This is a genomic window from Wolbachia endosymbiont of Tribolium confusum, from assembly GCF_020405475.1.
Lineage (GTDB): Bacteria > Pseudomonadota > Alphaproteobacteria > Rickettsiales > Anaplasmataceae > Wolbachia.
In genome coordinates this window covers 68,137-84,878 of sequence record NZ_JAIZNT010000006.1, presented here as the reverse complement: position 1 = coordinate 84,878, position 16,742 = coordinate 68,137, and the positions used below count along the sequence as shown (strand labels likewise).

The following is a 16,742-nucleotide window of genomic DNA, read 5'->3' as shown; positions in this document are numbered from 1 at the left end:
TTTGATGACGAAAAAACTGGATGCCAGTGTCTGGGCACTGGCATGACAGAAGTGTGAGATAAGGCTACATACATACTCCAACAGGTATTATGGTGTCATTCCAGTCTGGAATCCAGAAAAAAAGAAGCCAGTGTCAGCTACTTGAATGACATTATGGAAGACATCCTTCTCGCAAGCAAAATGTTCATGCAGATAGTATTTAACTGTGATTGAAGACCTCTTTTAACTCTTTTATATGACCAAGCTTAATTATCTCAATATCATGAGAAGAATAATTGCCATTTTTAGGCATAATCGCTTTTTTGAATCCTAATTTCTGCGCTTCTTTTAGTCTGAGATCAGCATGCGAAACATTTCTAATTTCTCCTGAAAGTGCAACTTCACCACAGATTATTGAAGAAGTTGGCAGAGGTAAATTTACTAAACTTGAAATAAGGGAAGCAGCAACAGCAAGGTCAGCTGATGGTTCCTGTATTTTGAGTCCTCCCGCAATGTTTAGGTATACTTCTTTATCATGCAAAAACATTTTACAACGAGCACTTAGAACCGCGATTATCATAGCTAATCTATTAATATCCCAACCAACTACTGCTCTTCTTGGAGTTGCCATATTAGTCCTTGCTATTAATGCTTGCACTTCCATTAAGATTGGTCTTGAACCTTCAACTCCTGCAAATACGGCGCTGCCAACTACTTCTCTATCATGTACGGTCAAGAATAATGATGATGGATTATCAACAGGCATGAGTCCTGCTTTAGACATCTCAAAAACACCAATTTCATTTGCAGGGCCAAATCTATTTTTAATAGTACGTAAAATGCGATATTGATTACTATTTTCACCCTCAAAATATAGTACTGTATCTACCATATGCTCCAGGGTTTTAGGTCCCGCTATTTGTCCATCTTTCGTTATATGGCCAACTATTAAGAGAGAAACACCATATTGCTTTGCAAGAACAGTCAATTCATGAGCGCAGGTACGGACTTGAGTTACAGTTCCTGGTGCTGATGTGACTTTGCTATCATACATTGTTTGTATAGAATCAATTATCAAGAACTTAATACTCTTATTTTTTCTTATTGTTGCTACTACATCAGTTAAAGATACTGTAGATAAAAGCTTAATTTTAGGTTCATTTATTTTAAGACGCTTTGCTCTGAGGCTCACTTGCTCTAAAGATTCCTCGCCAGATACATAAAGACATTCAAAAGAGGAAAGTTGTACAACATTAGCTGCAATCCTAAGCAAAAGAGTAGATTTTCCAATTCCAGGTTCACCACCAATTAAAATGCTAGCACCTTGAACGATACCTCCACCAAAAACTCTATCTAACTCTTCTATTCCTGTTAAAAAACGATCGGGGGTAATAATTTCACTATCTGATAACGCTTTTATTGAAATTGGTGCAGATGTACTTCTCGTTTCTGTTTTTAGTACTATTTCTTCGACAACCGTATCCCAACTGTCACATGCAATACACCTTCCTACCCACCTTCCAGTGCTATGACCGCAGAATTGACATACGTATGCAGTTTTCATAAAAGCCAAAATTATAATTGTAATAAAAATTAGCTAAATAAGTGAAATAAATTTAAATAGAGAAAATTACCAATCACACTTTTTATCTTGTGGTTTTATTTGCAATATTGCTACTAAGCTGACTAATAAGCAAAAAATTACATAAAGCCCAGCAGCAAAGTCTATTTTAGGAAACATTATAGTAAACCAAGTGCATATCATAGGAGTAAATCCTCCATGCAAGGCAAAAGAGATGTTGCGTGATAAGCTAACACCACTAAATCTAACATTAGTAGGAAAAAGCTCAGCAGTAACTATCCCTATAGGATTAATACCCCTCTCGATTATAGAAAGAGCCATCACACTCAACATAATTATTAGGTAGCTTTTATAGTAATATGCAATAGATAACATAGGACAACATATTACCGTTGTGATCACTATAAATAAGATTGCAGTGCGTTCTCTTCCTGTTTTATCAGCTAAAATTCCAAGCACTATTGAAGATATCGGCATTAATATACTGGTTATAATGAGTACAACTTCGTTGACATACGTTGTGACATAAGTCTCAACCGACACTATTTCTTTTGCAATTGTTCTAAGAAATATGGTAAATCCAACAGCAACATTAACAGGTACAGATATTAAAATTGCAAGTATCAGGGCTCTCTTATAGCGTTTTGTAAGCTCTATTATTGGTAAATTAGGTAAATTTCTTTGTTCTCGATTTTTTTCATACGCTGGAGTTTCTCCTAGTGTATATATACTATATGCGCTTATTAAGCCTAAAATGGCTGAAAAAATAAACGGCAGCCTCCAACCCCAAGCGTTAAAATCAGTGTTTTTTTTACAAATGATCACTGCAACCACAGAGAGCAATATGCCAATGGAGCGACCAAAACTTATTATTCCAAAAAACATTCCTAGTTTTTTCTTATTAGGTAAATGCTCTATGAGATAAACAGAGCTACCTCCTTGCTCAGCGCCAAGTGCAACCCCTTGTATCAGATGGATTGTAAGAAGCAACATAGTAGAGGTTATTCCTATTTTGCCATAACTTGGAATAAACGCAACGAGACTAGAAGGAATCGATATTAGCAAGATAGCAATCGTTAACGCCATTCTCCTTCCATACCTATCACCAATGTGACCAAATACAGATGCACCAAGTGGTCTTACCATTGCACCCAGTCCTGCAATTCCAAACAATTGCAATATGCTGTAGTAGATATCTTTTGCATAACAAAATTCTCTACTAATTATATTAACCAGATCAATAAAGAGCATATGGTCATACCATATTGCGATTCTACAGAGTATTGTTGCAATCAATACTCTTGTTTGTTGATTGTACACTTAGTTTAATTTGTAAATGTCTACTTATTTTTATTTTGGCTGCTTTTTAGAACTTTGCAACTCAAGCGTATGGCTTATATGTAAATATTATTAAAATTGGAACTTGCATAACCAGCCAGTCTGGGATCAAATAAAAAAATCTGGTCATCCGCTGGAATGACATGGTGGAATGTCCTTCTTGTCATTCCAGTACTCCTTTTCTTGTCATCCCAGTGCTCCGACACTGGGATCCATTTTTCCATCATCAGAAACGTTGATTACTTTTATACTCGTAAATTTAACTGGATCCCAGTGTCGGAGCACTGGGATGACACCTCTCTTAAATTACTTTAGCTACAAATATCAAGAAATTTACCAAGTAGAAAAAAGACAAAAGAAACCCCCTATTAGCTAGCTCTAATCCTGAAAATTGGCCTGTCTTAAACAGACCGTTTCAGCTTATATGGTTAAAAAACTAGAAGTTTTGTAAAGAAATAAGATGCACATAGTGCAAAAAATTAAAAATAAGACGACAACTGCGTTATGCTTTTGTCGTTTAATCTGCACAGACGAAGATAAATAGTATAGCGTTATCCTTATGGTAAGGGAGTTGGAAAAATTTATAAAGCAGGTTCTTTCATTAGTTTTTTTGCGAACATCAAACAATTACTTAGAAAAATTGGAAAGACCATTAAAATATTTTTTTACTTTTTATTCTATATATTTCAACATATTACCTTTAAGTACTAATAATTATGGCATTATTAATAGTTGAGTCGCCAGCAAAGGCAAAGACGATAGGTAAATATTTGAGTAAAGAATTCAAAGTGGCTGCATCTTTTGGCCACGTCAGAGATCTGCCAGCGAAGAATGGTTCTGTTGATCCTGATAATGACTTTGCCATGAAGTATGAGATTATTGAAAAAGCAGAAAAGTATGTAAAAGAGTTAGTCAAGGAAGCTAGTAAAACATCAGATATATACCTTGCAACAGATCCAGACAGAGAAGGGGAAGCAATAGCTTGGAATGTGATAGAGGCACTAAAGGAAAGAAAAGCAATCAATGATGAAAGTAACATTCATAGAGTAGTCTTTAACGAAATAACAAAAAGAGCAGTGCAAGAAGCTATAAAAAATCCACGTGAAATTAATATGGACTTAGTGCGTGCACAGCAAGCACGCAGAGCTTTGGATTATCTAGTTGGATTTAGCTTGTCACCGCTGCTGTGGACAAAATTGTCGGGAAGCAAATCTGCAGGGCGAGTGCAGTCTGTTGCATTAAAGCTTATATGCGAACGAGAAGATGAAATTAGTAAATTTATAACACAGGAGTATTGGAGCATAAAGGCAGAAATGCAAAATAGCAAAGATGAGGCTTTTTTTGCTATGCTAAGCCACTATGACAATAAAAAGCTAGAAAAATTTGATATTAAGAATGAAGAAGAGGCAAAGAACTTAGTCAGGGAGATCGAGTCAAGGCAGTATGCTGTAAGCACAGTAGAACGCAAGCAAGTTAAGAGAAACCCGCTTCCTCCATTTATCACCTCAAGTCTTCAGCAAGATGCAGTGAATAAACTGTATTTTAATGTGAAAAATGTTATGCGAGTAGCGCAAAATTTATATGAAGGTATCAATATTGGTGGTGAAACCGTAGGATTGATAACTTACATGCGTACAGATGGGTTTCATATTGCAGATGAGGCTATAAACTCAATCAGGGGATCAATTAAGTCATTATATGGTGATAAATATTTACCGCAGTTTCCTCGTAAATATGTAAAAAAGGTCAAAAATGCCCAAGAAGCACATGAAGCAATTCGTCCAACTGATATAAGTAGAACGCCTGGTAGTATTAAAGATTACTTAACGCCAGAGCAATTTAAATTGTATGATTTAATCTGGAAAAGAACCATCGCAAGTCAAATGGAATCGGCGATTCTTGATCAAGTGGTAGTTGAAATTAATTCTGCTGATCAGAAAGTAATTCTGCGAGCAAGTGGGTCGAGTATATTCTTTGATGGTTTTTATAAAGTCTATCAAGATAACATAGAAGCCGAAAATGAAGGCCTGCTACCTGCCATGAAGGAAGAGGAAGCGTGCAAGTTGATTTCTGTTGATCCGAAACAGCATTTTACTCAACCGCCACCTCGTTATAGTGAAGCGAGTATAGTAAAAAAAATGGAAGAGATCGGTATAGGACGGCCATCAACTTATGCAACAATTATTTCAGTATTGCAGGACCGTGAATACGTTACACTAGATAATAAAAGATTTATTCCAAGCAGCCGCGGTAAGATTGTTACCATATTTTTAGAAACTTTTTTTCAGCGTTGTATAGAGTATGACTTCACAGCACAAATGGAAGAAAAGCTTGATTTAATCTCAAATGGACGTGCAGATTGGAAAAAAGAACTAGGCTACTTTTGGGTGCCGTTCTTTAGTCTTGTAAACTCTGTCAAGCAAATGACGCATGATGAGATTTTTAGCGGTATTAATGACTTGGTAGTCGATTGGTTTTGTTCAGAGGAAGGAAAAGAAGAAATAGGTAAAAAATGTCCTAATTGCTCTGGTGGTATATTGAAATTAAATTTTGGAAAAGCCGGTGTGTTTCTTGGATGTTCTAACTATCCTGCATGCAATCATACAAAAGAAATTACGGGCAGTAATGACAATTCAGAATATCCAAAAAGTTTGGGTATAGATGATGTGACAGGCCAAGAGGTAATGATCAAAAAAGGTCCTTTTGGACTTTATCTGGAGTTTAATAGTGAGTCAGAAAAGAAAAAGAAGATTTCTGTACCAAAAGATATAAATGTTAATGACATTGATCTAAATACCGCCACTCGATTACTTTCCCTGCCGAAAATAATCGGAGAGCACCCTGAAACTGGAAAGGAAGTAAAAATAGGTCTTGGACGATTTGGGTACTATATTCTCTATGATGGTCGATACTTTTCTCTTAAAAAAAGCTCTAAGGAGGTATTAGACACACAATTAAACGAAGCTATACAAATTATTGAGAGCAGCCCACGCAAAGAGCTAAAATCTCTTGGTTTTAATGAAAAGGGAAAAGAAGTTTTTATCTGCAACGGTAGGTACGGATTCTATATAAAATGCGGTAAAACAAATGTTGCTTTGGGCAAGAATGCAGATATTGAAAGTATAGATCTGAAGAAAGCCTTAGAGTTAATTAAGAATAAAAAATAGACTCCTTGCATAACTACTCTTTATATGTTCTTTATTGTTGTTCCAGCGCTACACGCTGGAACTGAGAAAAAAGAGCCTGAATTACAAGAAAGAAAATATTCAGATAACGAGAAAGTTGTCACCTGGTTAGCAGCTACAGTCGTGTGACGCAGACGTGCTACCAGGAAAATAGTCTCTATCAGAGTTAAGCTTTGCTTGCAAAATGAAAAGTGAGTCCAGCTTCTATACCATGTGTGTGAAAAAAGCTGTTCTGTATGATAGTAGTCATTTTATCATTACCTGTTTGTTGAGCCATTTTTTTTGCTTTATCATCAAACTTTAAAGTTTCTGGTTTGTATTCACTGCTACCAATAACACCAAAACCTCTATATCCGATATGCATATTTACATCTTCATTTATATGATAATCAAAGCCAGCCTTTAATTGACCTGCAGGTCTTATTGATGATTTTTCAAACATCGTCATTTTTGTTGCACCAATTCCAATACCGACGTAGGGAGAAAAAGAGAAACTATCACTTTTCCAATAATGATAAACATTTGCCATTACAGATATGTTCTCAATTTTGTCATGGTTAATAATTGATCCATATCGATTGCCACCTTCTGTATACGATATTGTCATCTGGCCGCTTGTTAAACCAACATTATCCACTTTCACAGAAGAATACATTCCTTCTAATTCAGCTCTATAGCTATTATTGCCTAGTTCTCCTGTGTAACCAAGTGCTACATTTGCAGCAAAAGGTGGGTTATAATCTCCTTTATACTTACTTATTAACTGACCTTCTGTTCTCTGAGCGTCTATGTCATTTATAGATACACGGTTATCATCTTTAGCATCTTTGCCTCCAATTTTTGCTTTCAACTTACCCAAGTTCAAATATTGACCGTAATATCCACCACCAAAGTAAAATCCTTCTGTTTCACTTGCAAAAGATTGTTGTGACAACAATAAAGCAAGTGCTGTAACTGCTAATGTTTTTTTACTCATCATGACTATTCCTCTAGTTAAAATAGCTAATCTAGTACTAATTAATTAAAAATGATTTAATATGAAAAAACTAATTATTTTCTAAGCTAAAAAATAGGTAAAATTAACCTCTATCCTCGATTTTATTGCCGTCTAGTTTGTCCTCATCTTCAAATTCATCATCATCGTCAAATTCATCCTTACTGTCTTCATCATCAAACCCATCATCGTCTTCCTCATCATCAAAACCATCACCACCTTCAAATTTATCATCAATATCCTCGTCTTCAAATCCATCTTCAATCTCTGGCTCATCGTATACTGCATCTTCAGTTTTAGCCTCAACAGGATAATCAGCAGCTTCAATAGCATTACTCTCTTCTTCATTACTAATCTTATCTTTGTTAGCAGCAGAAAAGACCTTGTTTGGATCATATGGCTCTTGTGTAGGCACACGTGTTGGTTTAATCAGCCTTCTTGTGAATGTGCTATCACTATAGTACAAAATTTTCTTTGACTTAATTGGATAAGTCGATTCTATCAAAATTATTTGATCATCACGTGGCAGCATAATAATTTCTTGAGGTAAGAGCAATGCTCTCTGTGTTTCAGAGATATGCAATGATCTTGATGCAGGATTCAAGTCTAAAAATTTAGGTTTGTTTAATGATTCTTGTTGTACAGTTTTGTTTCCTATAAGCTGAGATATCAAATTAGCCGTTTCAATATTATTGGCTGCAAAAGTTATTCTATAGGTTGAGTTTGATAAAAAGGAGTTCATTCCTGCTTCTTCATATATTCCTTTAAGCTGTTCAGTATCTTGAACAATTAAAAATAACCTTACTCGATAGCCACGAAAGTATGCGATGCCCGTTTGAAATTGCTCCATTTTTCCAAGTGTTGGAAACTCATCCATTAAAAATAATACGCCGTAAGGCTCGTCATCCGATGGCAATTTTCTACATAAAAACTCAGTTGCCTGTTGGTAAAAAACCTGCATTAAAGGCCTGAGCCTAGTTAAGTTATCAGGAGTTAAACCAACATAAACTGTAGTTTTCTTCTTTTTAAAATCCAAAATATTAAAATCACTTGATGCAGTTGCAGTATCGATCAATGGGTTTGCCCACAATTCAAGCGACGAGTTCATAGTTGACACAACACCTGATCTTTCTTTGTCAGCCTTTTGCAAAAAAGCTGCAATGTTCATATACGCTACCGGATGTATTATTTTACCCATTGTGTCCAAAACTACAGCAAGATTGTAAACTACGTCATCGCTACGCATCGTACGCACAACCTCACCAAAAGATTTAACTTTCTCTGGTGCAGCAAGTAAATATAGTACCACCCCAACAAATAAGCTTCTTGCTTCGTTTTGCCAAAAATCTTGTTCAGGCATGATTAGGTTAGCTATTTTTTGCACATCGTCAACCATCTGTCCAGGTTTTTCACTAATCCATTCCAGTGGATTATAACAATGGCTTACCCCATCTGGCTGCGCTGGGTTCCATACATATACTTTTTGTCCTTGTCGCTCTCGCCAACCACTTGTTATTTCATAGTTTTCTAATTTTATATCATGCACAATTACCGAATCATTCCAAAATAACAAATTAGGAATTACAAAACCAACACCTTTACCAGAGCCTGTAGGTGCAAAGAGCAATGCATGCTGAAACCCATCAGCAATAAAATATCCTCTCTTATCTTTACCAAGCAATAGACCTTTTTTGCTTCTTAATCCCGCTTTTCGTATGTCTTTCTCTGATGCCCACTGTGAATCTCCATGAAGTGATTCTTTCTTTTTAAATGGCCGCCACTCAATTAGTCTTTCTCTCACATTCCACAAAATAATCATCAAAACAATTTGAGGCAGTAGAGAAGATACAACTAATTTAATTTTGAGCTCAAAGCTATATAGCTCTGGATGATGCCAACAATATTGTATATGATCAAAAATTGTCGGCCAGAGAGCTTGAGGAAAAGGTGTCAAGCTAGGATTAATTGCTCTAAAATCTACACCATCTGGACCGTCAACAAGCAGGTAGAATAATATACCAGACAAATAGAAGCAAAATTCAAATATGCTAAAAGATACCACACCTCCTATAAGAACATTACGTAGGTGATTTCCATTACTCATAAACTACTTTTTCTTAACTTACGTATAAATTTAAGCATTTTCATTTGAAGATCTAGTAAATAATATCTCAGAAATGCTTCTTTTGCCTCCACTGGTTCTTTTTAGCTGAATAACAATATCAATTACATTTCTAATGTATGGTATGATCTGATCTGGGGGAATGCCAAGATTTGCTTGCATAACCATAAGTTTTATTTGCTCAAGAGCCATTGCCGGACTATCCGCATGAAGAGTTGATATTGACCCTGGGTGGCCAGTGTTTATTGCTCTAAGAAAACTAAAAGCTTCTGCTCCACGTAATTCACCAACTATTATCCTATCTGGTCTTAAACGTAAACATGCCTCTATCAAATCTTGAGTGGTCACTTTTGCCCTGCCTTGCCCTCCTTTAGAGGCAATTAAATGGACTTTATTGGGATGATCATTCAAAACTATCTCCCTCGCATCTTCAACAGTAATAATTCTTTCTTCAGATGGAATAGCACGCAAAGTAGCGTTAGTAAAAGTGGTTTTACCAGTGGAAGTTCCACCACTAATTATGATATTTTTCTTATTTATTACAGCATATTCTAAAAACTCTTTTATTTTTTTTTGTTTCAGTAGCAAATCTAGGTGACGATCTACTGGATTATCGGTGACTCCTATAACAGTTTCAGAAAAAGCCCCCATTTTTTCATAATCATCCAATGCCAATTGCATAGAAGAAGGTTTACGAATTGAAATGACTACTTTATCAGGCTCACATGCTGGAGGAAACACTATCTGTATACGATAACCATTTGGTAATGTAGCTGAAAGCAGCGGTGTCTCTTCGCTCAGTTTTTGTTCTGTAGCTTGAGCAATCAACCTGCTAAGAGATTTTAAATGGTTGAGATCAAATATTTCTAACTTTTCGCATCTTATTTCACCGCGATTTTCAATCCATACTTCCTTCGGTTTATTTATTGATATTTCATTTACACCTTCCTCTTGAAATATCCCTTGTAATGGCTCCAAGTATGTATCAAGTGCAGCATAGTTCATTTCAGTTATTTAATATTGACTGTGGAGGAAATACTATATCTTGGTTAACAAATACTTTCAATGCAGTTCCTTGATTAACATAAATAGTTGGTTTTTTATCTACACTCCTATCAACTATATCTCGCATGTCTTTGGAAAAATCATTGATTGACTTCCCAATTGCTTCATCATAAACAGATTTGCTTCTTTTCTGAGTTTGCCTCAACAGTTGACGTACATCGTCTAAAGTTATACCGATATTGTCACTAGTAATTGCATCCACTCCACTAGCTCCAGAACTTTTTATCACACTTACTATTTCTTCCTTTATTATTCTCAGCAAATCCTGATCACTTTTAGCATTTCGAATTTTTTCAATAGCTCTAATACCCAATTTCCATTTTTCGTCTCCTACCTTCCCAACTTCAGTTTTTATAGAATTCTCCAATCTCTCAACAATAGCCCCTTTGAGAGAAGAAATATCTATTTCAGTTGCAGTAATAGACTTCACTGCATCCATGGCAGTTAGCGCATCGATAAGATTAGAGGCTTTTTGTCCTACAACAGCTGAACCAATCGAAACACCAGCAAGTGCCACTGAAGAGAATAATGCACTTGCTATTTTATTATCAACTATTCCTGCTATTCCTGCTCTTCCAAGCTCATCGGTACCAGATGATGAAATAGCAACATCTATACCATGAGGAAGAATGATCCTATTCCAATTTATGTTCACGCGGGCTTTTGCAACATTTGAGTCGAATGAATAACCACCTATTAACCTTGAGCCTTTCGGTATTAAAATTGTATCACCAGTTTCTGCATAAACGTCTCTACTAACAATAGCACGGAGCATTCCTTGTAAGTCAGAACTTATTGCAGTTTCAAGAATAGCGTCAATAACTTTACCTTGAATAATCATTAAACCAAGCTTTCCAGCTTTGGTAGCTTTGCTCGACTGTGCTGAGGTATTGGATAAAACAGCATCTTCAGCTTTATCTTTCCCGCTACTACCTGAAATTGCTAACATTTGTGCACTACGCCTTTCTTTAGGATAACCTCCGCTTCCTATTGTAGAAAATGAAGTAGGCAAATTGCTAATAACATTACCAGAAGGAAAATTTTGCTTTGGTAAAATAGGTATATTTGACAAGGGAGTTTCTTTTAGTTGCTCTTCTTTTTTTGTCACTTCCTCTTTTTTGATTTGTTTTACTTCTGGTATGACTTGTGGAATAGGAAGAGGAGGTAAGGGTGGCAAGAGATCAGTTACTACTCTTTCGGAAACTATTGCATTATCTGGAACTTGTTCTAACTTTCCTTTCAATTCTTGAATGTTTTGCTTTGTTTCCTCTTTTTTAACAATCTCTGGACCCTCTTTATTAGAAGGACTAAAATAAAGATAGTACACTCCACCAACTAAGAACGCTACCATAACTATCATCAATGCCTTATAACCTTGATTAGAACCAACTGTTACTACCTTGCTTTCTATCTCTGATTCATCTTCTACACTATTATTCCTTTCTTTATTCATATTACATGTACCACAACTAAAGTGACCTATTTATAACTTCAACTTCACTACCTTCATAACGCATTAATAGCTTTTTATGTACCCCTTTTATTATAACATAACCATCTAATAACAGCCTTTTACAGGATTTCCCTTCTATAAAAACCTGAGGAATTTTATCACTATTTCTAAACTTTAAATAGGTTAAATAACCATCATCAAATAATTCTATCGGCACTATATCCACATTACTGCCTTCATCAATATATGTATAGTTGTACCTTGTATTATTTTCTTGTATTATTTTTTCTGGCTTTTCTGTAATGTATTGCATTTGAGTAGGTAAAGAAACCTCATCTAAATCAACATCAAATTCATCTTCTTCTTGAGGATAATAAAAACGTATTACGTAAGATATATCCTTTTCGACGGAATAATCATGATCCACTTTTTTAGCATCAGCATCTGGGTATTTATCGTAATTTGGTCTTGAAATTAGATCAAAAATGTAATTTCTCTTTTTAGTTGTCGTAATAATCATGTTAGTGCGACTACTGACTTCAAATGGCATGACAAGCAGTTTATTATCATAAGGATTAATTTTCCAACTTGATGCATCACCAACAGCAATATTTTTGACTTTTTCCCCTTCTGCAAACTCAATATAAGAATAGTAACCTTGACTAAAAATTACTGTAAACACCTCATTAGGGCTATATACAAAAGTCTTTATTCTACTATCTACAGAAATAGGTTTATTATTAATAGATGCATTTAAGTTGCCACTTATTAGTAAAGCTAAAACTAACAATATCCTACACATATTCATCATCTACTCTATATGAAATAACTTGAAACCCTAACGGGTTAATATATCTTTGCTGATCATTCATTTCAAGCGATGCATATTTATACGACATCACAACTATCTTATTTTTCCTTGAGGAATTTCCATCTTTTCGTGTAAATTCTATAGAAAATCTCACTTGAAGAGCATCGTTACCTAATTTTTGAATTGAACGAATTTTCAACTCACCTTTAGCATCTGAATATAAATTAAAAAGGTCATTCATATTCTGCGATTTTATATAATTGCTAAATTCACTATATACACTAGGCGAAGAAAACAACCTTACTTTTGTATAATAATTATAATTATAATTATATGGGTCAAAAACCTCCCTTGCTTTTATATACTCTGAAATAAAATAATCGTTCAGCGTTTCATTTGCAGAATATTGTTTTACTGTAACAGGATCAACCAATTGCACTATTCCTGACTTTTTGTCAATTTCTATAACGAATGGCTCAATAGTGCTACTTGTGCTAATTTTAAATATAGCTAATATGCTTATAGAAATTGCAACTAGTAATATTAATGTAAATAAAAGTAAAGTATTTCTCTGAGCAACAACTGTGCTATAGCGACTTGAATTCCAATTTATATCCTTATCCAATGACTCATTACTTTTTTCTTGTTTTAAAAATTTCAGCATCTCAATATTCTTAAAAATCTTAACTTATATTAATGAACATAGCAAGCTAACAAAGTAGTTATAACAAAAAAGCTAACAAACCCTTAATCCATGGCCTAACTTGCCAAATTTTGTTTCCATATATGAATCATTATATTCATTGCGTTCCATAATAAGTGGTATACACTTTGTAACTTCTATACCGTTATTTTTCAACTCTGATAACTTTCTACCATTGTTTGTAAGTAATTGTATTTTGTTAATGTTCAATTTCTTAAGTATTTTAGCTGCAACAGCAAAGCTCCTTTCATCATCTTCAAAACCCAATACTCTATTTGCATCAACAGTATCAAGATTATATTTTCTTTGCATACTGTATGCTCTTAACTTACTAGTTAGACCAATACCTCTCCCATCTTGCATCAAGTATAATATAATGCCATTCCCAAAGTCGGTCATTATTTGAATCGCTTGATGTAACTGGCTTCTGCAATCACATGACAAGCTGTCTAATAAGTCTCCTGTATAGCATGAAGAATGAATTCTCACTAACGGCTCATTATCTTTATCTGGATTGCCAATGATAATTGCATAATGTTCTCTTCCGCCACTTTTGGTTCTATAAGATATGATATCTACTTTTTGAGTTTGTTTTAAAAATAATGATGTCTTGCACACTTCATACACACTATGATTCTGTTGAAAATCATCCACAAGTAACGTATTTAGTGCAATAATGTCATTTTCTTCACACCAATTTCGCATTTCATGTTTATTCTCAAAAGTCATATCAGCCACTAACGCGTATGGCAATAATTCTGAGAACTTAAGCAAGGCAACAGCATACGCATCTATTGTCTTTGAGCATCGCAACTCTTTTACCCAATCTTCCTTTGAACAGTTTATTAAATGGAGCAGTTCATCAAAATTGCTTATCAACAGACGTTTGCTACTATGTTCTTTACTCTGACATATGTATTTTACCTTACTTGCAGTCAAAGTAACATACACATTACCTGATATAAGCTTATATCGACTAAATAAATTTTTTTCTAAAGTTTCAGCAGCAGCAAGCAATAGATAGTTATTTTCATCATCATATATTAAAATTGGCAGACCGCGCCTGATTTCGCTGATGGCTCTTTCGACTTTATTTCCACTTTGATTTCCTATAAACATTTCACCTACACCAAACAACTTGGTGCGGTCGAGAAGACTTGAACTTCCAAGGCTTTGTGAGCCACAGCGACCTCAACGCTGCGTGTCTACCAATTCCACCACGACCGCACTTTATTCTAGTTTTTACATAATTACTTTAAGTTACTTAACCATTTTAAGATTTTTCATCAAAGTGTCAATCTGATACTAAGATAATTTAGGAATTGCCTGTATAATTTAATTATAAACTTTATGGTTACAAATTTTAATCATTTAAGATAACATTACTACTAATTCTTAACTTAGGTTTTTATACAAGTGAATATAGCTAATATTTTCATTTTTTTAATCCTCTCTCTTACAATTAGCTTTCACTTCGTCCATGCGCAAATATTATACACATGGTCCCAAGTCATTCCAGAAAATAAATTAAGCATACGTGCAATTATAGACAATAACATGTGTCCCATTGCTTACGTCGATGATAAGGAAGTAGAAATGCTAAGTCGCAGCTCAATTAACAATACCGAAACAGTTTGTGAACTGATAGTAGAAACAAATGCTCAAAACATTAGTCTTGACAATATAAAGGTTCCTGTATTAGCAAAAAAGATCAGCAAAATTGCCTTTATTGGTGATACAGGATGTAGAATAAATATGTTATTTCAGCAAGAATGTAATTCTGTAGATAGCTGGCCTTTGAAAAAAAATTTAGATTCAATCGCTTTTCATAAACCAGATTTAATTATCCATGTTGGTGATTATCATTATAGACAAACAAAATGTAGAAACACAAAAAAGTGCGGCGATATTTATGGATATAGCAAAGAAGCTTGGTACGCTGATTGGTTTGAGCCTGCAAAAGATATTTTAACACAATCTCCTTTTCTTTTTGTTCGTGGAAATCATGAGAGTTGTAATAGAGCTTATGAAGGATGGTTCAGATATTTAGATTCATACCCCTTTTTCCCTCAAAAATGTGAAGATCTTATTTCCAGTTGGTTCTTAGATGCTGGGCCGATGAAGTTTTTTATCTTCGACTCTTCATCCGGTGAGGAAATTTTTACAACCCAAAGCACAGTTGATGCTTTTGAGAGGCAGTTTGATAAATTGATACAAGATAAGCCCACGTGGTTTTTGACTCATAAACCGCTTTGGAGATCTCCAAAAAAAGAATTTTTGACATTAAAAAGCCATGGTAATCTTACACAAATTGAAGCTTTTGGAGATAAATTTCCAAGCAATGTTACTACCATAGTTTCTGGCCACATTCATATAGCCCAGATTTTATTAATGGATAATGTTCCAGATCAGATTATAGTTGGAAACGGCGGTGCATTATTACACGCTCAAGATCAAGAACCTGTTTATCAAAACGTAGAATTTAACTATCCAAATAGTAGAAATTACTTAGCACACGAAGTTAGAAACTTTTTCGGCTTTGGCTTTGCAATATTAGGTTTAGACGATCACAAATTTACTTTCTATAACCAAGATAATAAGGAAATGTATTCTGCAAACCTAACGAAAGACTTTAAACTTAAAACAAATTAAAATTAGGACTATTTAAGGACGCAGAAAAAACGTGCTGAGCTTAAAAAACTCATAGTAACAAAAAACACTGAAATTCTTGTATATATCGACTAATCTGGAATTGATAATACAAAAGTCAGCGTATTAGTATGATTGCAGCTTTGAATAAGGGAAAAATTATGGCGCCTATGATTTTTGAAGGCTATTGCGATACAGACGTTTTTAATAGCTAGTTCAAGCTTTTTGCTGGGTGATTTTGGATAATGCAACTTTTCATAGAAAATAAGTGAATTTGTTAAAAGTGTCGGTGCTGAAGTTATATATCTGCCTCCATATTCTCCTGATTTTAATCAAACCATTGGTTTGTTATAAAAAATTGAGCCAGAAAGAATATCCAGCTATTCGAACTATTAGAAAAAGAGCTATATATGAGCATGTTTTAGCACAGACATTATTTTTGTAACTAGGCAAATGCAATCAGTGTTAGCGGCTTGAAAGGATATCAATTAATAAAGAAATGGTGCGACCTGAAAGTCTTCGGTCATATTGTTTAAAAGGAGAGGAATTCATTCAGAAAGAAACTGAAAGGATTATAAAACTTATTAAACCAGATGTTTTGCCGTCTGAGTCTATGCATCAGTGCGAATCGGGCAACCGGTTGGTGCCAAGCGATGCGGACAATGAACCTCCTCTTGAAAAAGAAGATGCTCAATCGTGAGAGGGGCATAAACTGCAAGCATCATGTGGTTGGAGGGCTAGGCTTAGTGGTATGGTGAACGTAAGTGAAGCTTTATAAGTACCGATACGATGAAAGAGCTAAAGATGCTGATAAGCTCTGACCAAAAGGTAATGTGGATAAGTTACATTTTTCATTTCTAG

At 34.8% G+C, this 16,742-nt stretch carries 11 protein-coding genes, 1 tRNA gene and 1 pseudogene; 3 read left to right on the top strand and 10 right to left on the bottom strand.

Going from position 1 to position 16,742, the window contains the following annotated elements; genetic code table 11:
• Positions 1–199: 199 nt before the first annotated feature.
• Positions 200–1,543 (bottom strand): DNA repair protein RadA, encoded by a 1,344-nt coding sequence (radA, locus tag LEM02_RS04790; protein WP_226080135.1) that lies wholly within the window; start codon positions 1,541–1,543, stop codon positions 200–202.
• A gap of 66 nt (positions 1,544–1,609) precedes the next feature.
• Entirely contained in the window at positions 1,610–2,881 is a 1,272-nt protein-coding gene (locus LEM02_RS04785) for an MFS transporter (RefSeq protein WP_226080134.1), read from the bottom strand.
• A gap of 734 nt (positions 2,882–3,615) precedes the next feature.
• On the opposite strand from LEM02_RS04785, the gene topA reads away from it, so the two are divergent.
• Entirely contained in the window at positions 3,616–6,066 is a 2,451-nt protein-coding gene (gene topA, locus LEM02_RS04780; RefSeq protein ID WP_226080131.1) for a type I DNA topoisomerase, read from the top strand.
• Between the two features lie 184 nt (positions 6,067–6,250).
• On the opposite strand, the gene LEM02_RS04775 is transcribed toward topA, so the two are convergent.
• The 8 genes from LEM02_RS04775 to LEM02_RS04740 form a co-directional block, all read right to left on the bottom strand.
• A complete protein-coding gene (locus LEM02_RS04775) occupies positions 6,251–7,063 on the bottom strand; it encodes a P44/Msp2 family outer membrane protein (RefSeq protein WP_226080130.1) in 813 nt (270 codons plus the stop codon).
• A 100-nt stretch (positions 7,064–7,163) separates the two neighbouring features.
• Positions 7,164–9,182 carry a type IV secretory system conjugative DNA transfer family protein gene (locus LEM02_RS04770; protein WP_226080129.1) on the bottom strand — a complete coding sequence of 673 codons (2,019 nt, stop codon included), beginning with the start codon at positions 9,180–9,182 and terminating at the stop codon, positions 7,164–7,166.
• Between the two features lie 30 nt (positions 9,183–9,212).
• Entirely contained in the window at positions 9,213–10,205 is a 993-nt protein-coding gene (gene virB11 / locus LEM02_RS04765; protein ID WP_226080128.1) for a P-type DNA transfer ATPase VirB11, read from the bottom strand.
• Position 10,206: 1 nt separating this feature from the next.
• Entirely contained in the window at positions 10,207–11,718 is a 1,512-nt protein-coding gene (locus LEM02_RS04760) for a TraB/TrbI/VirB10 family type IV secretion system protein (protein ID WP_226080127.1), read from the bottom strand.
• A gap of 16 nt (positions 11,719–11,734) precedes the next feature.
• Entirely contained in the window at positions 11,735–12,526 is a 792-nt protein-coding gene (virB9, locus tag LEM02_RS04755; RefSeq protein ID WP_226080125.1) for a P-type conjugative transfer protein VirB9, read from the bottom strand.
• The gene (locus LEM02_RS04750) at positions 12,513–13,193 is read right to left on the bottom strand and encodes a VirB8 family type IV secretion system protein (RefSeq protein ID WP_007302609.1); all 681 of its coding nucleotides are present in this window, start codon (positions 13,191–13,193) and stop codon (positions 12,513–12,515) included. The genes virB9 and LEM02_RS04750 overlap by 14 nt, the downstream gene beginning before the upstream one ends.
• A 72-nt stretch (positions 13,194–13,265) precedes the next feature.
• Positions 13,266–14,351 carry a GTP cyclohydrolase II gene (locus LEM02_RS04745; RefSeq protein WP_226080122.1) on the bottom strand — a complete coding sequence of 362 codons (1,086 nt, stop codon included), beginning with the start codon at positions 14,349–14,351 and terminating at the stop codon, positions 13,266–13,268.
• Between the two features lie 20 nt (positions 14,352–14,371).
• Positions 14,372–14,459 (bottom strand) — tRNA-Leu (locus tag LEM02_RS04740).
• Positions 14,460–14,648: 189 nt separating this feature from the next.
• On the opposite strand from LEM02_RS04740, the gene LEM02_RS04735 reads away from it, so the two are divergent.
• Together LEM02_RS04735 and LEM02_RS04730 are read left to right on the top strand one after the other, a co-directional pair.
• Positions 14,649–15,884 (top strand): metallophosphoesterase family protein, encoded by a 1,236-nt coding sequence (locus LEM02_RS04735; RefSeq protein ID WP_369409599.1) that lies wholly within the window; start codon positions 14,649–14,651, stop codon positions 15,882–15,884.
• A gap of 15 nt (positions 15,885–15,899) precedes the next feature.
• Positions 15,900–16,240, top strand: a pseudogene (locus LEM02_RS04730) (transposase); the annotation flags it as partial.
• Between the last annotated feature and the right edge of the window lie 502 nt (positions 16,241–16,742).